This is a genomic window from Pseudomonas monteilii (assembly GCA_001534745.1).
In the GTDB taxonomy this organism is placed as follows: Bacteria; Pseudomonadota; Gammaproteobacteria; order Pseudomonadales; family Pseudomonadaceae; genus Aquipseudomonas; species Aquipseudomonas alabamensis.
This window is the reverse complement of the sequence record CP013997.1, coordinates 1,188,688-1,208,332: the sequence shown is the minus strand read 5'-3', so window position 1 is coordinate 1,208,332 and position 19,645 is coordinate 1,188,688. Positions and strand designations below refer to the sequence as shown.

General features: G+C 63.2%; 20 protein-coding genes and 1 tRNA gene. 10 read left to right on the top strand and 11 right to left on the bottom strand.

What is annotated here, in order from left to right; all coding sequences use genetic code 11:
- The first annotated feature begins 79 nt into the window (after nucleotides 1-79).
- The 7 genes from APT63_05460 to APT63_05430 all read left to right on the top strand — a co-directional run bounded on the left by APT63_05460 (nucleotide 80) and on the right by APT63_05430 (nucleotide 6,247).
- Nucleotides 80-538: a transcriptional regulator gene (locus APT63_05460; protein AMA45120.1), complete on the top strand. Its 459-nt coding sequence runs from the start codon at nucleotides 80-82 to the stop codon at nucleotides 536-538.
- A 190-nt stretch (nucleotides 539-728) separates the two neighbouring features.
- Nucleotides 729-1,673, top strand: coding sequence for a cyclic pyranopterin phosphate synthase MoaA (locus APT63_05455; GenBank protein AMA47793.1), 945 nt, complete (start codon nucleotides 729-731; stop codon nucleotides 1,671-1,673).
- A gap of 21 nt (nucleotides 1,674-1,694) precedes the next feature.
- Nucleotides 1,695-2,594 (top strand): bestrophin, encoded by a 900-nt coding sequence (locus APT63_05450; GenBank protein ID AMA45119.1) that lies wholly within the window; start codon nucleotides 1,695-1,697, stop codon nucleotides 2,592-2,594.
- Between the two features lie 63 nt (nucleotides 2,595-2,657).
- Nucleotides 2,658-3,542, top strand: coding sequence for a LysR family transcriptional regulator (locus APT63_05445; GenBank protein ID AMA45118.1), 885 nt, complete (start codon nucleotides 2,658-2,660; stop codon nucleotides 3,540-3,542).
- A gap of 358 nt (nucleotides 3,543-3,900) precedes the next feature.
- Nucleotides 3,901-4,569, top strand: a complete 669-nt coding sequence (locus tag APT63_05440; protein AMA45117.1) for a hypothetical protein — start codon at nucleotides 3,901-3,903, stop codon at nucleotides 4,567-4,569.
- 30 nt (nucleotides 4,570-4,599) lie between these two features.
- Nucleotides 4,600-5,697: a peptidase M42 gene (locus APT63_05435; protein ID AMA45116.1), complete on the top strand. Its 1,098-nt coding sequence runs from the start codon at nucleotides 4,600-4,602 to the stop codon at nucleotides 5,695-5,697.
- A gap of 40 nt (nucleotides 5,698-5,737) precedes the next feature.
- Nucleotides 5,738-6,247, top strand: a complete 510-nt coding sequence (locus APT63_05430; protein ID AMA45115.1) for a hypothetical protein — start codon at nucleotides 5,738-5,740, stop codon at nucleotides 6,245-6,247.
- 69 nt (nucleotides 6,248-6,316) lie between these two features.
- On the opposite strand, the gene APT63_05425 is transcribed toward APT63_05430, so the two are convergent.
- Nucleotides 6,317-7,219, bottom strand: coding sequence for an Mn-containing catalase (locus tag APT63_05425; GenBank protein AMA45114.1), 903 nt, complete (start codon nucleotides 7,217-7,219; stop codon nucleotides 6,317-6,319).
- Nucleotides 7,220-7,278: 59 nt separating this feature from the next.
- Nucleotides 7,279-7,530, bottom strand: a complete 252-nt coding sequence (locus tag APT63_05420; protein ID AMA45113.1) for a hypothetical protein — start codon at nucleotides 7,528-7,530, stop codon at nucleotides 7,279-7,281.
- A gap of 318 nt (nucleotides 7,531-7,848) precedes the next feature.
- Between APT63_05420 and APT63_05415 the strand changes: the two genes are divergently transcribed.
- Both APT63_05415 and APT63_05410 read left to right on the top strand, forming a co-directional pair.
- Nucleotides 7,849-10,500: an excinuclease ABC subunit A gene (locus APT63_05415; GenBank protein ID AMA45112.1), complete on the top strand. Its 2,652-nt coding sequence runs from the start codon at nucleotides 7,849-7,851 to the stop codon at nucleotides 10,498-10,500.
- A 478-nt stretch (nucleotides 10,501-10,978) separates the two neighbouring features.
- Nucleotides 10,979-11,524 carry a lipocalin gene (locus APT63_05410; protein AMA45111.1) on the top strand — a complete coding sequence of 182 codons (546 nt, stop codon included), beginning with the start codon at nucleotides 10,979-10,981 and terminating at the stop codon, nucleotides 11,522-11,524.
- A gap of 76 nt (nucleotides 11,525-11,600) precedes the next feature.
- Here the strand turns inward: APT63_05410 and APT63_05405 are convergent, their stop codons facing one another.
- The gene (locus tag APT63_05405) at nucleotides 11,601-12,509 is read right to left on the bottom strand and encodes a hypothetical protein (protein ID AMA45110.1); all 909 of its coding nucleotides are present in this window, start codon (nucleotides 12,507-12,509) and stop codon (nucleotides 11,601-11,603) included.
- Nucleotides 12,510-12,947: 438 nt separating this feature from the next.
- Here APT63_05405 and APT63_05400 point away from each other — a divergent pair, with 438 nt between their 5' ends.
- Complete coding sequence (locus tag APT63_05400) at nucleotides 12,948-13,817, top strand: hypothetical protein (protein ID AMA45109.1); 870 nt, start codon at nucleotides 12,948-12,950, stop codon at nucleotides 13,815-13,817.
- Nucleotides 13,818-13,841: 24 nt separating this feature from the next.
- On the opposite strand, the gene APT63_05395 is transcribed toward APT63_05400, so the two are convergent.
- The 8 genes from APT63_05395 to APT63_05360 form a co-directional block, all read right to left on the bottom strand.
- Nucleotides 13,842-14,150, bottom strand: a complete 309-nt coding sequence (locus tag APT63_05395; GenBank protein AMA45108.1) for a hypothetical protein — start codon at nucleotides 14,148-14,150, stop codon at nucleotides 13,842-13,844.
- Entirely contained in the window at nucleotides 14,150-14,659 is a 510-nt protein-coding gene (locus APT63_05390) for a hypothetical protein (GenBank protein AMA45107.1), read from the bottom strand. Before APT63_05390 ends, APT63_05395 begins: the two co-directional genes overlap by 1 nt.
- Nucleotides 14,660-14,906: 247 nt before the next feature.
- Entirely contained in the window at nucleotides 14,907-15,395 is a 489-nt protein-coding gene (locus tag APT63_05385) for a DNA-binding protein (GenBank protein AMA45106.1), read from the bottom strand.
- 520 nt (nucleotides 15,396-15,915) lie between these two features.
- Nucleotides 15,916-16,005 (bottom strand) — tRNA-Ser (locus APT63_05380).
- Between the two features lie 92 nt (nucleotides 16,006-16,097).
- Nucleotides 16,098-16,808, bottom strand: a complete 711-nt coding sequence (locus APT63_05375) for a phosphoribosylaminoimidazolesuccinocarboxamide synthase (protein AMA45105.1) — start codon at nucleotides 16,806-16,808, stop codon at nucleotides 16,098-16,100.
- Nucleotides 16,809-16,837: 29 nt separating this feature from the next.
- Nucleotides 16,838-17,596, bottom strand: coding sequence for an MBL fold metallo-hydrolase (locus APT63_05370; protein AMA45104.1), 759 nt, complete (start codon nucleotides 17,594-17,596; stop codon nucleotides 16,838-16,840).
- Nucleotides 17,597-18,712 carry a hypothetical protein gene (locus APT63_05365; GenBank protein AMA45103.1) on the bottom strand — a complete coding sequence of 372 codons (1,116 nt, stop codon included), beginning with the start codon at nucleotides 18,710-18,712 and terminating at the stop codon, nucleotides 17,597-17,599.
- A 17-nt stretch (nucleotides 18,713-18,729) separates the two neighbouring features.
- Entirely contained in the window at nucleotides 18,730-19,608 is an 879-nt protein-coding gene (locus tag APT63_05360) for a 4-hydroxy-tetrahydrodipicolinate synthase (protein ID AMA45102.1), read from the bottom strand.
- Between the last annotated feature and the right edge of the window lie 37 nt (nucleotides 19,609-19,645).

Here is a 19,645-nt window from a genome sequence, read left to right as displayed (position 1 = left end):
GCGGAAACCGCTGGTCGCCCCGGTGACATTTGGCTAGGCTCGACACCCTCCCTTCTTCAGCGACCCTGCCGCCGACCCCATGGACAGCTACGACCAGCACATCCTCACCCTGCTGCAACGCGACGCTTCGATGTCGATCAAGGACCTGGCCGAGGCGGTCAACCTGTCGACCACCCCCTGCTGGAAACGGGTCAAGCGCCTCGAGGAAGACGGCTACATCCGCCAGCGCGTCGCCCTGCTCGACCCGGCCCTGCTCAACCTGGGCCTGACCGTGTTCCTGCAGCTCAAGACCCAGCGCCACGACAGCGAATGGCTGGCGCATTTCGCCGAGACGGTGACCGCCTACGAAGAGGTCATGGAGTGCTACCGCATGGCCGGCGACTGGGACTACCTGCTGCGCGTGGTGGTCGCCGACGTGGCCGCCTACGATCGCTTCTACAAGAAACTGATCACCCACACCGATGGGTTGTCCAACATCACGTCGTGCTTCGCCATGGAACAGATGAAGTTCACCACGGCGCTGCCCGTGCGACGCTGACGCGATGCGCGGATGCCGTGATAGAGCAGGCTGATCGGCCGGTCGGCAAAAGCAATTTGACGCACCCCCGTACCGGCGATAGGTTGGTTTTCAGACATGGCGCCAGGCGCCCCAGCACTCAGGCATAGACGTGGAATCGCACAGCTCGCCCTTGATCGACGGTTACGACCGGAAAATCGACTACCTGCGCATGTCGGTCACTGACCGCTGTGACTTTCGCTGTGTCTACTGCATGGCCGAAGACATGCAGTTCCTGCCGCGACAACGCATCCTCACCCTCGAAGAGCTTTATCAGGTCGCCGAGCGCTTCGTCGCGCTGGGCACGCGCAAGATCCGCCTGACCGGCGGCGAGCCGCTGGTGCGCCAAGGCATCGTCGACCTGTGCGGCCGCATCACCAGCCTGCCAGGCCTGCGTGAGCTGTGCCTGACCAGCAACGGCTCGCAGCTCGGTCGCCTGGCCCAGCCACTGTTCGACGCCGGGGTCACGCGCCTGAACATCAGCCTCGACAGCCTCGATCCCGAGCGCTTCCGTGCCTTGACCCGCACCGGCGACCTGCACCAGGTCATCGACGGCATCGATGCGGCCCGCGCCGCCGGCTTTCGTCGCACCAAGCTCAACTGCGTGGTGCTCAAGGGTCGCAACGACGATGAGATCGTGGACCTGGTGCGCTTCGCCATCGACCGCGAGCTGGACATCTCCTTCATCGAAGAGATGCCCCTGGGCGTGATCAGCGAGCACGAGCGTGGCGAATCCTACTGCTCCAGCGACGAAGTCCGTGCGCAGCTGGCCCGGCACTTCACCCTGATCGAGTCGGCCGAGTCGTCGCTGGGCCCGGCGCGCTACTGGCGCCTGGCCGAGGCGCCGAACACGCGGGTCGGCTTCATCTCGCCCCACAGCCACAACTTCTGCGCCACCTGCAACCGCGTGCGCTTGACGGTCGAAGGCCGCCTGCTGCTGTGCCTGGGCAACGAGCACTCGCTCGACCTCAAACAGGTGCTGCGGGCGCATCCCGGCGACAGCGAGCGCCTCGAGCAGGCCATCCGCAAGGCGGTGCAGCTCAAGCCGTACCGGCACCACTTCGAGGTCGGCGGCGAGGTGCAGATCCTGCGCTTCATGAACATGACCGGCGGCTGATCGCGTCGCCTCTGGAGTGCCATGATCGTTCCACCGCGCGTCAACCTGCTGCGTGTGCTGTTCACCCTGAAAGGCTCGATCGTCAAGCGCATCGCCGGCCGCTGCCTGCTGGTGACGCTGCTGGCGGCGCTGATCGTGCTGGTCGAACAGCGTTACCCCGCCCTGTTCTACCCCGTCAGCGCTACCCCGTTCACCCTGCTGGGCCTGTCCCTGTCGATCTTCATGAGCTTTCGCAATACCGCCTGCTACGACCGCTGGTGGGAGGGCCGCAAGGCCTGGGGCCGACTGCTGATCGAGACGCGCTCGTTCGTGCGCGAAAGCGTGATCATCGCCGAACCCCATGTACGCGCCGACCTGCTGCGCAGCCTGTGCGGCTTCGCCCATGCGCTCAACGCCGGGCTGCGTGGCGAGGCGCCGGCACAGGCCGCTGCACCCTGGCTGCCCGCCTGGGCTCAGCCCAGTCCCCACAACCTGTGCGACGGCATTCTGCAGACCGTCGGTGAGCAGTGCTCGCAGTTGGCCCGACAAGGGCAGATCAGCGAGTGGCGCTACACCCTGCTCGAACAACGCCTGGTGGGCTTGAGCGAAGTCCAGGCCACCTGCGAGCGCCTCAAGCACACCCCTCTGCCCTTCCCCTATACCCTGCTGCTGCACCGCACCATCTACATCTTCTGCCTGCTGCTGCCGTTCGCGCTGGCCGAACCGCTGGGGTGGCTGGCGCCGGTGTTCACCCTGCTGGTGAGCTACACCTTCTTCGGCCTGGACGCCATCGGCAACGAGCTGGAGGACCCGTTCGGGCACGAAGAGAACGACCTGGCGACCGACGCGCTAGTGCGCACCCTCGAGCGCGACATCCTGGCGGCGCTGGGCCAGACGCCCTTGCCCGAGCCCCTGACGCCGCGCGGCCACGTGCTGAGCTAAAGCATTGGCCAGGCACGATGGACTTGGTTATGGTCGGCGCACGTTCCTTCACCAGGCCCCGGCATGGACATCAAACAACTGAAGTTCCTCATCGCCCTCGACCAGACCCGGCACTTCGGTCAGGCCGCCGCGCTTTGCCACGTCACACAGCCGACCCTGTCGATGCGCCTGCGCAATCTCGAAGAGGAACTGGACCTGGTGCTGGTCGAGCGGGGGCAGCGCTTCGAGGGCTTCACCGAGGCCGGCGAGCGCGTGCTGGCCTGGGCCCGCACGCTGATGGCGGCCCATGACGGCTTGCAGGCCGAGGCCGCCAGCTGCCGTGGGCAGGTGGTCGGCCGCCTGCGCCTGGGCACGGTACCGCTGTCGAGCTTCGACAGCATGAGCCTGCTGCGCCCCCTGCGCGACCACTACCCCGAGCTGCGCTTCGAGCTGTCGGCCCTCAGCTCCGAGCAGATCATCGACGGCCTGAGCCGCAACCAGCTCGACCTGGGCCTGTGCTACCTGGATCAGGTCGATACGAGTTTCTTCGAGGTGCTCGAGCTGGGCACGACGACCATGGGCCTGCTGCACGATACCCGGCATTTCCAGTTCGACCAGGCGACCCTGCACTGGGAAGACCTGAACCCGTTGCCGCTGGGCCTGCTGAGCCAGGGCATGCACTACCGCCAGTCGCTGGACCTGAGTTTCAGAAGCCGCGGCCTGCACCCTCTGGTGGTGCTGGAAAGCGACTCCACCTTCCACGTGCTGCAGGCGATCGAGGCCGGGATCTGCTGCGCGGTGATGCCCCTGGGGTGCGGCCTGGAGCGCCTGAACGAGCACCTGCGCATCGTGCCCATCGTCGATGCCAGCATCCACAGCCCCTTGGGCCTGCTGCAACGGCGCAGCGCCCCCCGTTCGGCGATCGCCGAACAGTGCTTCCTGCGGGCACAGGAGTGGTTCACCCGGTGAGCGACGAACGCGCAGGCAAAAAAAACCCGCACGCTGGCGGGTCGAAAAGGTAAGGGAGGGATACCTCGCAAGCATTGACCTGAACGCTGACGGGAGAAGTCCACGGGGGTGACGAACGGTCACTTGCCGGTGGTTCTTGCGCAGCGTTCGCTGGCTCACCCCCTCAGGCGATTGGCTCCCACCGCGCCCTGCCTCTCTTCATACGCCCTTCACGTCTGCCATTCATCGGGGCCAGCGACCGCTCACCTGAACGAAGCCCTGCTCCTGCCTTTCGGAATCCTTACAAGCCGAACCGGCAAGCCCGGGCGGAACCCCTTTTCCAGAGCGCTTCGGGCACTCTTCGCAGCAGGTGGTCATCATGTGCGAATGCATCGTCCAGTCCCACAACGTCCAGGGTGCGCTCGCACCCTTCGCTCCACCCGTGCTCGATGCCCGCAGCGAGGCTGATCGGATCAGTGCCCCGCTGTCGGGCACGGGCCCTGCACGCGAATCCCTGGTCAAACCCAGGATGCGTGTGCAGGCGATCCTGATGCGTGCTGGCCAGCCGGTGACGCGCGACGTGCGCTGGGGTTGGACACCTGAATGGTCCATGGCCCCGCGCTCGCCGATCACGCGGCTGTCCTTGGAGCAGGTGCTGCGCTCGCCCCAGTACGCGCGCCTGCGCCGGGATGGCCGGGCGTTGATCCCGGTCGAAGGATGGTACGAGACGGCCAGCGAAGGCGCTGGCAGTGCCCGTCGACAACTGGCCTACATCACCGCGCGCCACCCTGGCCCCTTGTACCTGGCCGGCCTGGCCCATGTTGGCGTCGAACCCAGCGGCTGCGATGGCCTGGCCCTGGTGACGACCCTGGACACGGCAGGCCAGCAGCGCCTGGTGGTGCTCGACGAAGCCCATGCCAAGGCTTGGCTGGCCCCGGACCTGGACTGGGAGCAGGCCCAGCAAAACGTGTTGCCCCATGCCTTGGGTGTGGATCGGTTGGAGCAGCTGTTCCAAGCCAAGCGCGGGTTTGCCTCGACTGCCCGCTGAACCTTCGACGAATGAGGGAGAACTCACTTCATGTTGCAGGATGTCGCATTGCTGGAACGCCTGTTGGCGGCCTATGGACCCGGCGGACAGGAAGACGAGGTCAGGGCCGTGTGCCTGGACGTCCTGCGTGAGCACTGCGACGAGGTCGAGGTGGACCGGGCCGGCAACGTCGCCGGGGTCATCCGGGCCGCACAGCCCAGCGACCCCGAGGACAGCATCCGGGTCATGGCGCATCTGGATGAAATCGCCATGATCGTCAAACGTGTCCGCTCCGACGGCAACCTTGACGTGGTGGCCCTGGGCGGTGCCCAGCCGATCTGCTTCGGTGCCTGCCCGGTGGAGATCCTGGGCGACGCACAGCGCCTGCCGGGTGTGCTGTCCTATGGATCGATGCACGCGTCCCAGGCCACGCCCACCGGGCGGGACGTGCTGTCGGGCGATGTGCACTGGAACGATGTGCGCATCGTGACCCGCCGCAGCGTGGACGAGTTGCAGGCCATGGGCGTGCGCCCGGGCACACGGGTGGTACTCAGCCGTCACTGGCGCCAGCCGTTCCGTGTCAACGATGCCATTGCCGCGCATTTCATGGATGACCGTGCACCCCTGGTGGCTGCACTCGACGCGGCGGCACTGGTGCGTGCCCGGCGTGACAGGCTGCGCCAGGACGTCTGGTTCGTGCTCACCACCTTGGAAGAAGAGTCCAACGCCGGTGCCATGTATGCCGCTTCACGGTTGCCAGGCGACACCACGATCGCCCTGGAAGTCGGCCCCGTCCTCGAAGAGTACGGCACATGCCTGAGCGCCGACCCCATCGTCAACACCGGTGACCAGAAAGGCTATTACACCCCGGCCGTGGTCACCTCGCTGATGCGTGCCGCACGCCGGGCGGGCTACGCGCCCCAGGCGGCGCTGCTGGTGGACTTCGCCTCCGATGCCAGCGCCATCATGAGCAGCGGCATCGCAGCACGGGCCGGCTGCCTGGCGATTCCCACCGACAACACCCATGGTTTCGAGGTCATCCACGAGCGCGGTATCCAGGCCTGTGCCCAGACCCTGGCTGCCTTCCTGCTGGACCCAGCGCTCGAATCGCACCAGCGGTCGCCGCGCCCGGACGGTCCTGCGCGCTAGATTCGCTACCCAGATTCCCACCCCGAAAGGAGCGACACCCATGGCCACACCCAAGGACAACCTGCTGGACTGGCTGCGTGATGCCCACGCGATGGAACAACAAGCCGAAAGCATGCTCAAGGGCCAGTCTGAACGGCTGGAGCACTACCCCATCCTGAAACGACGCATCGTCGAGCACATCGAGGAAACGAAGGGTCAGCAGAAGTCGCTCGAAGCGTGCATCGCGCGTCTTGGCGGCAGTACTTCCACCTTCAAGGACCTGGCAGGCAAGGTCATGGCCTTCGGGCAGGCCCTGGGTGGCATGGTGATGAGCGACGAGGTGGTCAAAGGCGCGATGTCGGGCTATGTGTTCGAAAACCTCGAGATCGCGATGTACACCGTCCTGATCGAAGCTGCCGAGCAGGTGGGTGATCAGGAAACGGCTGATGCCTGCCGTGCCATCCTCGAACAGGAGAAAGCCATGGCGAAATGGCTGCACGAGCACTTGCCTGAAGTGACGCGCGCCTTCCTGGCGCGTTCGGCCGATCCGCAGGCCGAAGCCAAGCGTTGAACGCCTGAAGTAGATGAAAACGCGCCGGGTCTTGGACCCGGCGCGTGAGGGGCAGGCGGTTAAAGCCGATCAGCGCTTCAATGCCGCGCCGCTGCCCAGATGGGCGCCCGTCAGGGGTTGAGCTTCTGGATCGGACATGGTCCTTTCCTTGAAGGCTTCCAGTGCGTCGAAGGAGGTCTCGTCCAGCTTGACCGAGGCATTGCCGTCGCCGCCGTCCACCGCAGGTTGCGGGTTCTCGACGTAGATCCACTCGTCCATCTGGCCGGGTACGCCCTGCGCTTCGCCCTGGTTCCAGGCACCGCGCATGTCGTCGCCATGGGACATGTTGAAGTAGGTCTTGTTGAACTCCGCCACCCCAGGCAGCTTGCCTTGCGGGAAGTTGGGCTGGATGCTGTGCAGCGCCTTCTCGAACGACTGCTGGTGAGCGATCTCGCGACTCATCAGGAACTGCAGCGCATCGCGCACGCCGGCGTCGTCGGTCACGTTGATCAGGCGCTCATAGACGATCTTGGCCCGTGCCTCGGCAGCGATGTTGGAGCGCAGGTCGGCGGTCGGTTCACCGATGGTATCGATGTAGGCGGCCGTCCAGGGGATGCCGCCGGAGTTGACCAGGGCAGCGCCGCCGCCGTAGAGCATGCTGGTGATATGGGAGTCGTTGCCCGCGCCGGTCAAGGAGCGGTACAGCTCGCCTTCGGACTCGACCCCTTCGGCCAACTTGCCCTTGGCGCCCTTGTTGAGCATGACCACGATCGAGCCGATCACTTCCAGGTGGCTCAATTCTTCGGTGGCAATGTCGTACAGCATGTCTTTGCGGCCTGCATCGTCTTCCGATACGGCCTGGGTGAAGTAACGCATGGCCGCGGCCAGTTCGCCTTGGGGGCCGCCGAACTGCTCGAGCAGCAGGTTGGCTAGGCCTGGATTGGGGCCGGCTACGCGGACGGTGTATTGCAGTCGCTTGTTGTGCATGAACATGTACGTGTTCCTCTTCAGGCACCCAGGACGCACATTCGCCCTGGGTTCTTCATTGGAAATCAGCGTTTGTCGTCACGCTGTTGACCATTCCCGTGGCTCATCTGGCCACCCTTCTTGCCAGCTTCGGAGGCGCGCTGCGGGTCGTCGGCGAAGTTGCCGCTCTTGCCCTGCCCGCCCTGCTGACCGGTCTCGGTGCCGTGACTGGTCCCGGAACGTTCACCGCCCTTGCGTCCGGCTTCCGACGCACGCTCACGGTCATTGGCAAAGTTGCCAGGGTTCTGCGTGTTGGAGGGGTCTTGACGATTAGCCATGATCTTTCACCTCATGTCAGTCCTACACAGGAAGGTCTGTGTTTCTGTGTGACGCGTTCGAGGCGAACGATCGTTCTTTTGTTTTTCCAAAGCCTGACGAATTGCATTAAAGATTGCCCAGGACAATGTCTTGCGCGCCAACACCCGGCTGCCCTCGAAAACAGGGCACATTGATAGCACTTGCCTGCAATGGGCCGAGCCCTGGCGGTTCCCACGTGGAACCCGCCTTCGATCGACCGAGTCAGTTGCCTTACTGCCGCACAGGCACGCCGGCCCTCCTGGTCGGCCTGCTGCGACGATCTTCATAAGGACACCTTCATGCCTGCACGTCGACAACCTCCTGCCACCTCTTCCACGACGCCATCTGGCCTGGTGCGGGTACGGGGCGCCCGCGAGCACAACCTGGCCAACGTCGACGTGGACATTCCCCGCGACGCGCTGGTGGTCTTCAGTGGTGTCTCAGGGTCGGGCAAGTCGTCACTGGCCTTCTCCACCTTGTATGCCGAAGCGCAACGCCGCTACTTCGAATCCGTGGCGCCCTATGCACGTCGCTTGATCGATCAGGTGGGCGTGCCAGACGTCGATGCCATCGAAGGGCTGCCGCCTGCAGTCGCCCTGCAGCAGCAGCGTGGCACCCCCAACGCGCGCTCGTCGGTGGGCAGTGTCACGACCTTGTCCAGCCTGATCCGCATGCTTTATTCGCGTGCCGGCAGCTACCCGGCCGAGCAGCCGATGCTCTATGCCGAGGACTTCTCGCCCAATACCCCCCATGGCGCCTGCCCACAGTGTCAGGGGATGGGCCGGGTGTACGAGGTGACGGAAGCGTCGATGGTCCCCGATCCGTCCCTGACCATTCGCGAGCGTGCGGTGGCCGCCTGGCCCATGGCCTGGCAAGGGCAGAACCTGCGCGACATCCTGGTGACCCTGGGGCATGACGTCGACGTGCCCTGGCGCGACCTGCCGAAAAAGACGCGCGACTGGATCCTGTTCACCGACGAGACCCCTACCGTGCCGGTGTATGCGGGTCTCACGCCGGAGCAGACGCGAAAAGCCCTCAAGCAGAAACTCGAACCCAGCTATCAGGGCACCTTCACTGGGGCACGGCGTTATGTGATGCACACCTTCATGCATTCGCAGAGCGCCCTGATGCGCAAACGGGTGGGCCAGTACTTGCAGGCCAGCCCTTGTCCGCAGTGCGACGGCAAGCGCCTGAAACGCGAGGCGCTGAGTGTGACCTTCGCCGGGCTGGACATCGCCGACCTGTCGCGTCTGCCCTTGCTGGACCTGGCCCGGCTGCTCGACGAGGTCGCCGCTGCGGACTATCTCGATCAGGCCGAAGAGGCCGGCCCGGTGTTGACCCACCAGCAGACGCGCGAGGCCCGGGCACAACGGGTCGCCCAGGGCGGCAACCCTCACCCAGGGGGCCAGGACGTGCGCCATACCCACAACCTGTCCCTGGAAAAGCGCCTGGCCGCCCAGCGCATCGCCGCCGAGCTGCTCGAACGCATCACCACCCTGGTCGACCTGGGCCTGGGCTACCTGGCACTGGACCGCAGCACCCCGACCCTGTCTTCCGGCGAGCTGCAACGCCTGCGCCTGGCGACCCAGCTCAACTCGCAGCTGTTCGGGGTGGTGTACGTGCTCGACGAGCCCTCCGCCGGCCTGCACCCGGCCGACAGCGAGGCATTGTTCGACGCCCTGCAACGGCTCAAGGCCGCTGGCAACTCGGTGTTCGTGGTCGAGCATGACCTGGAAATGCTGCGCCGCGCCGACTGGCTGGTGGACGTCGGCCCGGATGCCGGCGAGCTGGGCGGCCACGTGCTGTACAGCGGTCCGCCTGCCGGCCTAGAGCAGGTCGAGGCCTCGCGGACACGGCCATACCTGTTCGCCACCAAGACCCTGGTGCCGCGTACCGCTCGCCCGGTCGAGCACTGGCTGCGCCTCGACGGCGTGACGCGCAACAACCTGCAGGACCTGTCGGCCGCGTTTCCCCTGGGGTGCTTCACGTCGGTGACGGGTATCTCCGGTTCTGGCAAGTCCAGCCTGATCAGTCAAGCCCTGCTCGACCTGGTCGGCACCCACCTGGGCCAGGTGGCCGAGACCGACGACAGCGAACAGCCGAGCCTGGAGGACGAGCCCCAGCCGACCAGCGTGGGCCAGGTGACGGCAGGCCTCGAGCGCATCAAGCGCCTGGTGCAGGTCGACCAGAAACCCATCGGCCGCACACCCCGCTCCAACCTGGCGACCTACACCGGCCTGTTCGACCACGTGCGCAAGCTGTTCGCCGCCACCGACGCGGCCAAGGCGCGGGGCTTCGACGCCGGGCGTTTCTCGTTCAACGTGGCCAAGGGCCGCTGCGAGACCTGCGAGGGCGAAGGTTCGGTGAGCGTGGAGCTGCTGTTCATGCCCAGCGTGTATGCGCCCTGCCCCACCTGCCAAGGCGCCCGCTACAACCCCGAGACGCTGGCGGTCACCTGGAACGGCCTGACCATCGCCGACGTATTGCGCCTGACGGTGGACGAAGCCCTGACCGCGTTCGCCGACCAGCCCGCGCCGCAGCGGTCGCTGCAACTGCTGCAGGACATCGGCCTGGGGTATCTGCGCCTGGGCCAGCCGGCCACCGAGCTGTCCGGCGGTGAGGCGCAACGCATCAAGCTGGCGACCGAACTGCAACGCTCAGCTCGCGGCGCCACCCTGTACGTGCTGGACGAACCCACCAACGGGCTGCATCCGCGTGACGTCGACCGCCTGCTGGTCCAACTCAACCGCCTGGTCGACGCCGGCCATAGCGTGATCGTGGTCGAGCATGACATGCGCGTGGTCGCGCAAAGCGACTGGGTCATCGACATCGGGCCAGGCGCGGGCGCCGAGGGCGGGACGGTGGTTGCCAGCGGGACACCGAGCGAGGTGGCGGCCTGCAAGGACAGCCGGACGGCGCCTTACCTGAAGCAGGCGCTGCGTGAGGGGTAAGGGTCGGGTGGGCATCTAAACCCGGGGTCACACTGCGGTGACTACAGGTGATCGCGGCTCTATGTGTGCGGACTTGCCCGCGATGCAGCCGGTGACGGATCGGCCGCCATCGCGGGCAAGCCCGCTCCCACAAGCTGCTTGCGCAGCCGGAAAAAAGTTGACCACCGCACATGCCTAAACCAATGGCTGCAGAGGTCTGGGTGGGAGCTGGCTTGCCAGCGATAGGGCCCTGTCAGGCGCCGCCTGCGTCGCGGGTAAGCCCACACATCAGCCCATACGGTCGGGCATGTACCCAGTAGAAAAAAGACAGTTGCTCCCACATGCCCGTGATAGCCGGTCCACTACGCGACAACGCAGCGCCGAGATGACACACGGACTGCGCACAACTTTAGCCGCCTTCCGACATCCAACCTTCAACAATGCCTGGTCCGCCCCTCCGGCGACCCGGCCAAGGTGACCCGCTCCTGGAGACCTTCCCATGGCGATACGCAAGACCCTGCTGCTTTCCTGTGCGCTGCTGGCCCTGGCCGGCTGCGCGGGCTCCGGCGACGACGCCAAGCCACCGGCCACCACCCAGGTCGACCTGCAACGCTACCAGGGCACCTGGTACGAACTGGCCCGCCTGCCGATGTTCTTCCAGCGCAAGTGCGTGCAGTCCGAGGCCCATTACGCCCTGCGCGACGACGGCCGCATCGACGTCACCAACCGCTGCCGTGAAGCCGATGGCGAATGGAACGAGGTCAAGGGCATCGCCGAGGAGCAGGTGCCAGGGCAGACCGACAAGCTGTGGGTGCAGTTCGACAACTGGTTCAGCCGCCTGGCGCCTTGGTTGACCAAGGGCGAATACTGGGTGCTGTACCACGACGACAGCTACCGTGTAGCGCTGGTCGGGCATCCTAACCGCAAATACCTGTGGCTACTGTCGCGCACGCCGATCGTCAGCGACTCGGCGCGGGAACAGTTGCTCCGGGTGGCGCGAGATCAGGGGTATGACACGAGCGAGTTGGTGTGGCGCGAGCCGTGAGGGCGTGACAGTGGGGATCAGTGCGGGTGAGCCGCACTGATCCGGGCGAAGGGTGTACCCAAAGTTTGGATGTCTATTAGTTCGCGTTTTGCTCGCGGGCTGCCGGTTTCTGCTCAGGCGCAGCCCGTCGTCCCTGCCCAAAGCCTCTGACGGCAACGACTACCAGCAAGGCGCCGAACGCGGTCACCCAAGATACGGTGTTACCGAACACCAGATAATCCAACGACAGCGTGACCAATGGGACCAGATAGAACAGCACACTGACCTGGCTGGCCGAACCTTTTTCCAGCAGTCGAAACAGCAGAACCACTGCCAGCGTCGAGACCACGATCGCCATCCAGGACACCGACAGCACGAACTGCGGCGTCACCGTCAGCCTGAGTTCGGTGAATGGCAAAACGATCAGGAATAGCCCTGTCGCCGTGACAGCTTGATAGAAGCCAGACATGACAGGGTCAAGGGTGGAGTTCTTTTGCAGGATCGAGCCCACCGTGATGGCGAGTACAGAAGCAAGAACAAAGACCAGCCCCCCTATTGTCACAGCCCCCAGATCACGCGCGCCCCATAACGCCACTGCCAAGCCCACCAATCCCAAGCCGAGATAGCCATACCCTGCCTTGCCTATCGTCTCACGCGCCAGTACCGGCGTCAGGATAGGCTGTAGCCCCAGAATGAGGGCGAGTACACCCGGTGTCAGGTGATGGTCCAGTGCCAGAAAATAGGCAGCTTGATAAACCACCTGCAACAACACGCCAGTGATCATTACTCGACCCAAGACGGACCTGGGCAACGGTGATAGGCGAGCCAGGCGCCCCTGTCTGGTCAGCCAGACCCAGCCTATGCCCAACGCCATCATGGCCCCTGCCGCGCGCAATGCCAGAAAGACCGAGACAGAAGCATCTTCAAGGCCCAGCTTGACGAAGATGGCGCCGCTGCTCCATAGGAGAAGAAAGAGTAAAGGTGCACATCTGTCAAAACTGATCATTGAGAGGAGCTGCCTTATGATGCCCACTGATTGATACTGTAACGCTCGCCCACTACTCTGCTTTCAAGCAGATAGCGGCGCAGCGATTCAACCTTGATTAAAAGATCTTCTTTACCTACTTGTTCCGTGGCTTGCACAAGCCAATCGTAACAAGCAGAGACAGGCACTTCATATGTGAAGTGATATTTAGAGAGGGCGAATTACCACCCCTGCGCCCTATCATACTTTCCATGCAACTTGCCAAGCATGCGGAAATATTCAATACCCCACCCAACGTTAAAATCATGCACTTCAATAGCACCCACTATTCCTGATGACAGAGCGCCACTTCCTTTCGTCAGGACTTGATACTAATTCATCCGTTGACCGAGCGCACACCAATAATTATGATCACCCCTATCTCCAGACGTGATCAATAAGTAAAAAATGAATCTAGACATGAATCAACTCCGCGCGTTTGTCACGGTGGCAGAGCTTAAAAGCTTCTCCAAAACCGCCCAGAAGCTGTGCCGTGTTCAATCCGCCATCAGCCAGCAGATTCAGCAATTGGAACGACAACTCCAGGCTGATCTCTTCATCAGAGACACGCGTCCTCTTGAGTTGACGGCGCGCGGTGACCAGCTATTGGCCTACGCCACTCGCATTCTGGCGATCAATGACCAAGCCCTCACGACCCTGGCGGACCGCTCATGTACCGGGATCCTCAAAATCGGATCTTCCGACACCTACGCTTCGCACTACTTCACCGATCTCATCAAACGCTGCGCCCTGCGCTTTCCAGACCTGCACCTCGACGTTCAATGTGGCTACAGCCGCCTGTTATGGGAACGCTACGAGGCAGGTGATCTCGATATCGTACTCACCCAAGGCTGTCCTGAGCGCATACCTTCGGAGCTGCTGCATTCTGAGCCCCTGAACTGGGTCTGCGCAGGCGACAGTCAGGCATTCGAGCAAGACCCTCTTCCCTTGGCACTGTTCACCAAGGGTTGCGGGGATCGGGAACGGATCATCAATGCGCTGCATAGAGCCGGCAGGGCCTATCGGGTGGGCTACCACAGTACCAGTCACGCCGGACTTCTCGCAGCGGTGGCCTCAGGTTGCTACGTCTCGGCCCTGTTACCCAGCACTGCCCAGCTTGGCTTTCGCCAGTTGGGTGAAGTCGAAGGGCTACCCTCTCTGGGTCATGTGGAGATTTCGCTCGCGTACCACGACACCTCGCCCGACTCGCTGGCGACTCGTTTCGCTGAACAGGCGCGTGACTATTTTCAGGCTCGCTCCAGAGAAAGGGTGTCGGATGGCAACGTCTGACGCCCGTCCAGCATAGTGTTGTGCTCAAGCATTCTTTTTACGGTGCAGAACCACGCCACCACCCACTACCCAGACGATCAGACACAAAAAAAGCCAAGGATTCCACGTCAGTACAAACGCGAGGGTCATCACGGCGGCAGGCAAGCAGATTAGCCACTCCGCAAAGGTCAGTTTGGACAACCCACGGTCGCTCGGGTGTTTATCGAGCCCTGCATCGAACGCGTACTGTTCATGCCGACGTTTCTTTTCGTGATTGAGCGCCTCCCACTCCGTCTCAAATGTCTGTACATCGTGGGTGACATAATGCCCGTTTCGGTCTTTATCCATCGCCATCACTCAACGTTCATTTTGTAAGGCTTGCGCGTCTCGAGCATCTCGAACCGTTTCTTCGACTCGTTCCACTGGGCGACGCCGTTCTCCTGGCTCATCTCAGGTGAGCCCGCTTGCATATAGCGATAGTTCGAGAAGAACAACACATTGCTGTCGGCGCGGTAGGCTTCCTTCACGCCGAATTGATTGAACGCATCCTCGCTCAGCGCTTCATTGAAGGGTGCGCGGTAGACCACGCCCGTATTCAGGTCGACGAGTCCGCTCGCCGTGCAGCCCGTGCCGCAACCATAAGTGCTGAACACGTAATGGCCCGCAAAATTTGGCGTCTGGACACCCTCGCGAACGAAGGCGAACCGCGCACGGATCTGATCATTCGCCCCGCTCAGCGGGTACTTCAAGCTTTTTGCGGCAATGGGCTCGACGGGCGAGTCTTCGAAGCGATGCGTGGAATCCGCAAATGACGGGGCAGTAGACAGAGAGAGGGCGAGCAGACAAAACGCTTTCCATTTCATGACGGCATACTCTGTGTGTGAGCGCGGATTCTTGACCGAAACAGTGCGCGCTACAAGTAGATGCCGTGCTGAGGACGCTGTCAGATTGCATTGGACGGTATCCGACTTTGCTGCCGACTTAGCTGAACCTTTGGGAATGGCTGCTGCACCGGAAACGTCCGGCCGCTAATGAGGACAGCACCGGTCGCCTGACACAATGGCGCGGCCCGGCCAGCGGCACCGATCTCACACTGTCATCTTACTGTTTTCACTCATTCTGACTGCTTTTCCGTGACTGTGGCGCCGCTTTCGACATCGCCCTCTTCGCCTTGGCTGCCGCAGGACTTTTCCCCCGCTTCGGTCCAGACGCCCTGTCACAATGAGCCTGCGGCGAAAGATTCGCCCCAAACTGCGTAAGCCGAGTGACTGGACCATCAGCCCTCAATGGATCGGAGTTTTTACCGAAGACCAATCGAGCAGGCTTATCTTTGACAGTCATCACCATACCCATCCTCACACCAAAGAGACGCAGCACGCCCTCCAGCGTGCTGAGCTTCGGGTTCGACTTCCCACTCTCCAGCTCGTACAGGCTTTTCGTGGACATCTTGCACATCACTGCGAAGGTCTCTTGGTCAAGTCCTGTGACTTCGAGCCGCAAACGGCGGATGGAGGTCCCGATGGAGTCGAGTCCCACGGCGTTGTGCTCGACGATTTCCTTTATGAGTTGAGCACGCTCCTCAGGCTGTAGCTTTTTCATAGCAGCTCCCACTCCATGAGTCGCTTGTCCAGATTATTCACGGGTCGAGACGTTGCGTTCCGTATCGATTCAGGCGCATCGACCAGCAGATCGGATAACACTTCGACTGCCTCGGACGTACTCATCAGTAGTGAATCTTACCTCTAGCACTCCACTACCCGTCAGCAATTTAATGCTGATTATCAAGGGGCACATCGAATAACCGGCATTACTATGCTGATTATAAGCGTCAGCCCAAAGAAACCGGCATTTTAATGCCGGTTTTTCTAAAATGCGTCACACCACGGATCGACTAGGGTCAATGACGAGCTGAACTCAGGCACGGAACTAAGCATGCAGCTTCTTTACGTAGATCTATTTGCGGTCAATGCCGTTGCGGATTCGAACAGGCCTAACACGTCCGCTGATACGGCAACCAGGGGTAGCGTGATAGGGCATGAGATGAGGCAAGAATCTGAAAAGCACAGCTCCAGAAACGAAAAAACCCCGCAGACGTTAATCTGCGGGGCTTCTCGATGTATGGCGGAGAGATAGGGATTTGAACCCTAGGTACTGTTGCCAGTACAACGGATTTCGAATCCGTCCCGTTCGACCACTCCGGCATCTCTCCAATGGCGCGCATCATACCAGCAGTTTCGCGAAAGGCAAACCCCTATCGCAAAAAAAATCACGCGGTATCAGGCGCTTGCGTCGCCCGTGCGCTTACAGCGGCACGCCCAGGCGGCGGGCAACTTCTTCGTAGGCTTCGATGACGTCGCCCAGACCCTGGCGGAAGCGGTCCTTGTCCATCTTCTTGCGGGTTTCTTTGTCCCACAGGCGGCAGCCGTCCGGGCTGAATTCGTCGCCCAGGACGATCTGGCCGTGGAACACGCCGAACTCGAGCTTGAAGTCGACCAGCAGCAGGCCGGCGTCATCGAACAGCTGGGTGAGGATCTCGTTGACCTTCAGCGACAGGGTCTTCATGGTCGCCAGCTGGTCAGCGGTGCCCCAGCCGAATGCGACGACGTGGGACTCGTTGATGAAAGGGTCCCCCTTCTCGTCGTTCTTCAGGAACAGTTCGAAGGTCGAGGGCTCCAGCTTGATGCCTTCCTCGACGCCCAGGCGCTTGACCAGGCTGCCGGCGGCGTAGTTGCGCACCACGCATTCGACCGGAATCATGTCGAGCTTCTTGACCAGGCACTCGTTGTCGCTCAGCAGGGCGTCGAACTGGGTCGGCACGCCGGCGGCTTCGAGCTTCTGCATGATGAAGGCGTTGAACTTGTTGTTCACGGTGCCTTTGCGGTCGAGCTGCTCGATGCGCTTGCCGTCGAACGCCGAGGTGTCGTTGCGGAACAGCAGGACCAGGCGGTCGGCGTCGTCGGTCTTGTACACCGACTTGGCCTTGCCGCGGTAGAGTTCTTCGCGTTTTTCCATGATTGGGCTCCGCTTGCTTGAGTGGTGGGCTAGGCGATCTCGCGCCAGTCGAGCCCATGTTCCTGGTTGGCCACCTGGAGCCAGTCCGGGTCGCACCCCAAGGTGTCGACGAACTGCTGACGCGCCAGGTGTGGCAGGTTGTTCTTGCTGCTGAGGTGGGCCAGGACCAGGTGCTGCAAATCCTGCCAACCCAGCTCGGCGACCAGGTTGGCCGCCTGGTGGTTGTTCAAGTGCCCGAGATTGCCACCGACGCGCTGCTTGAGAAAATACGGGTAGTGCCCGCGGGCAAGCATGTCACGGCAGTGGTTGGACTCGATCAGCAACGCATCGAGGTCCTGGTAGCGGTCCAGCAGCCAGCCGTCGTAGGTGCCGAGGTCGGTGAGCATGCCGAAACGTCGCTGGCCGTCGCTGATCACGTACTGCAGCGGCTCTAGCGCGTCGTGCTCGACCCGCGCCGCACTGACCCGCAACGCACCGATCTCCAGGCTCTGGCCGCAGGCCAGGAAGCCACGGGCTTCGACCGGCTTGCGCAGGCCACGCAGCGTGCCCTGGCTGAGGTACACCGGCACGCCGTAGCGCCGTGACAGCAGGCCGACGCCATGCACGTGATCGGCGTGTTCGTGGGTGACCAGCACGGCGCTCAACTGGGCGGCCGACACCCCGAGCAGCGCCAGCCGCCGCTCGGTCTCGCGCAGGGAAAAGCCGCAGTCGACCAGGATGTACGTGTCACCACTGGCGATCAGCGTGCCGTTTCCCTGGCTTCCGCTTCCGAGGACGGCGAAGCGCACTTAACCCAGACGGTCCTGAATGGCGCTCAGCACGCGGCGTGCGACATCGGCCGGGGCTACGGTATTGATGTTCTTCTCGACCGTGACCTGGACGTTCTCGCCGACCTTGCTCAGGCGGATCTGGAAGCGCTCGGCGCGGGCTTCGCGCTCTTCGGCGGTCGGCGCGCTGCCGAACACGCGGCTCAGCAGGCCAGGCTTCTGCTCCTTGTCCTCGGGCTTCTCGGACAGGTTGATGTAGTACAGGCCCAGGCTGCGGTTGACGTCTTCGACGCGCCACTCGCCCTGCTCCAGCGCACGACCGACGCTCGACCAGGCGCGATCCAGGTCGGCGCCCAGGTTCAGCACCGGGTTGCCGCTGCCGTCTTCGGTCAGGCTCACGCGGCTCGGGGTGTCGAAGTCGCGTTCGGCGAGCAGCGACACCGAACCGCCCTGCTCGGCCGAACGGTTCATGCTGGCGAGCAACTGGTCGACCAGCAGCGCGTCGGCGCCAGGGTTGTTCGAGCTGGACGGGAAGTCCACGTCCTCGCTGCTGCCAGCAGGACGCTCGGCGCTGACCACGTAGATTTCGCTGGTGTTGCGTTGCACGCCGGGCTCGACACGCACACGGATGCGCACTTCGTTGTCGCGGCTGCTGGCACTGCTGGCCAGGCGCTGACCGAGGGCAGCGGACAGTTCGTCGAAACGCTGCCAGGTGCTGCTCAGCTCGCCAGTTTGCGGACGCTCTTCGGCGATGCGCAGGCCGTTGTCCTCGAAGAACTGGCGCGCCAGCGGCCAGACTTCGGCCGGGGCGTGCTGGGCCAGTACCCAGCGGTTGGCACCGCTGCGCTGCAGGGAATAGTCGCTGGCTGCGCCGGCCACCGACAGCGACTGCGGACGCGGGACTTCGAATTCGCCGGTGGCATTGTCGTCGGCGACGTTGCGCGGGATCGGCAGCAACGGATCGAGACGCTTGACGTGGGTGGCGTCCTGCGGGAGCTGCATCGGCGCCTGCTGGCGCGCTTGCAGGTAATCGCTGCCACGGTCACGGAAATAGCCGTCCTCGCCCCAGAGCCAGCCGCAACCGCTGGTGCTGGAGATGATCAGGGCAAGGGTGGTAAGACCAGCCAGTCGCTTCATGCGGGGTACTTCCTCGATTAAGCCAGTACGCCGCACTGGCGCAGGGCCTGGCGGACGACGTCGTGTTGGGAATCGCTCAGCCAGGTCAGCGGCAGGCGGATGCCGGTGTGCATGCGGCCCATTTCGGCCAGCGCCCACTTCACCGGGATCGGGTTGGCTTCGACGAACAGCTGCTTGTGCAGCGGCATGAGTCGGTCATTGATGGCGCGGGCCTTTTCGGCATCGCCGGCGAGTGCAGCCTCGCAGAGGTCGGCCATTTCGCGCGGGGCGACGTTGGCGGTCACCGAAATGTTGCCCTTGCCGCCCAGCAGCATCAGCTCGACCGCCGTCGGGTCGTCGCCGGACATCACCAGGAAGTCCTTGCTGACGCCGTCGAGGATCGCCTTGGCGCGGGCCAGGTCGCCGGTGGCTTCCTTGATGCCGATGATGTTCGGCACGCTCGACAGGCGGATCACCGTCTCGGCCTGCATGTCGCAGGAGGTACGGCCCGGCACGTTGTAGAGGATCTGCGGGATGTCGACGGCTTCGGCGACGTGCTTGAAGTGCTGGTACAGGCCTTCCTGGGTCGGCTTGTTGTAGTACGGCACCACCAGCAGGCAGGCATCGGCACCGGCGTTCTTGGCGTTCTGGGTCAGGTGCACGGCTTCGCGGGTGGAGTTGGCGCCCGTGCCGGCGATGACCGGGATGCGGCCCTGGACACGCTTGACGACGAATTCGATGACCTGAATGTGTTCTTCGACGTCGAGGGTGGCGGACTCGCCGGTGGTGCCGACAGCAACGATCGCGTGGGTGCCGTTGTCCAGGTGGAAGTCGACAAGTTTGCCCAGGCTGTCCCAGTCAAGATGCCCGTGTGCATCCATGGGTGTGACCAATGCCACCATACTGCCCGCAATCATGAAGCTGCTCCTGCCGGAAAAAGAGAGCGGTAATGGT

Excerpts from the sequence above, each read along its gene's own strand:
- APT63_05415 (AMA45112.1), top strand. The coding sequence starts at position 7,849 with ATGCCTGCACGTCGACAACCTCCTGCCACCTCTTCCACGACGCCATCT.
- APT63_05400 (AMA45109.1), top strand. The coding sequence starts at position 12,948 with ATGAATCAACTCCGCGCGTTTGTCACGGTGGCAGAGCTTAAAAGCTTC.
- APT63_05460 (AMA45120.1), top strand. The coding sequence starts at position 80 with ATGGACAGCTACGACCAGCACATCCTCACCCTGCTGCAACGCGACGCT.
- APT63_05365 (AMA45103.1), bottom strand. The coding sequence starts at position 18,712 with ATGAAGCGACTGGCTGGTCTTACCACCCTTGCCCTGATCATCTCCAGC.
- APT63_05385 (AMA45106.1), bottom strand. The coding sequence starts at position 15,395 with ATGAAAAAGCTACAGCCTGAGGAGCGTGCTCAACTCATAAAGGAAATC.
- APT63_05405 (AMA45110.1), bottom strand. The coding sequence starts at position 12,509 with ATGATCAGTTTTGACAGATGTGCACCTTTACTCTTTCTTCTCCTATGG.
- APT63_05420 (AMA45113.1), bottom strand. The coding sequence starts at position 7,530 with ATGGCTAATCGTCAAGACCCCTCCAACACGCAGAACCCTGGCAACTTT.
- APT63_05445 (AMA45118.1), top strand. The coding sequence starts at position 2,658 with ATGGACATCAAACAACTGAAGTTCCTCATCGCCCTCGACCAGACCCGG.
- APT63_05425 (AMA45114.1), bottom strand. The coding sequence starts at position 7,219 with ATGTTCATGCACAACAAGCGACTGCAATACACCGTCCGCGTAGCCGGC.
- APT63_05360 (AMA45102.1), bottom strand. The coding sequence starts at position 19,608 with ATGATTGCGGGCAGTATGGTGGCATTGGTCACACCCATGGATGCACAC.
- APT63_05440 (AMA45117.1), top strand. The coding sequence starts at position 3,901 with ATGTGCGAATGCATCGTCCAGTCCCACAACGTCCAGGGTGCGCTCGCA.
- APT63_05435 (AMA45116.1), top strand. The coding sequence starts at position 4,600 with ATGTTGCAGGATGTCGCATTGCTGGAACGCCTGTTGGCGGCCTATGGA.
- APT63_05450 (AMA45119.1), top strand. The coding sequence starts at position 1,695 with ATGATCGTTCCACCGCGCGTCAACCTGCTGCGTGTGCTGTTCACCCTG.
- APT63_05390 (AMA45107.1), bottom strand. The coding sequence starts at position 14,659 with ATGAAATGGAAAGCGTTTTGTCTGCTCGCCCTCTCTCTGTCTACTGCC.
- APT63_05375 (AMA45105.1), bottom strand. The coding sequence starts at position 16,808 with ATGGAAAAACGCGAAGAACTCTACCGCGGCAAGGCCAAGTCGGTGTAC.
- APT63_05395 (AMA45108.1), bottom strand. The coding sequence starts at position 14,150 with ATGGCGATGGATAAAGACCGAAACGGGCATTATGTCACCCACGATGTA.
- APT63_05410 (AMA45111.1), top strand. The coding sequence starts at position 10,979 with ATGGCGATACGCAAGACCCTGCTGCTTTCCTGTGCGCTGCTGGCCCTG.
- APT63_05455 (AMA47793.1), top strand. The coding sequence starts at position 729 with ATGTCGGTCACTGACCGCTGTGACTTTCGCTGTGTCTACTGCATGGCC.
- APT63_05430 (AMA45115.1), top strand. The coding sequence starts at position 5,738 with ATGGCCACACCCAAGGACAACCTGCTGGACTGGCTGCGTGATGCCCAC.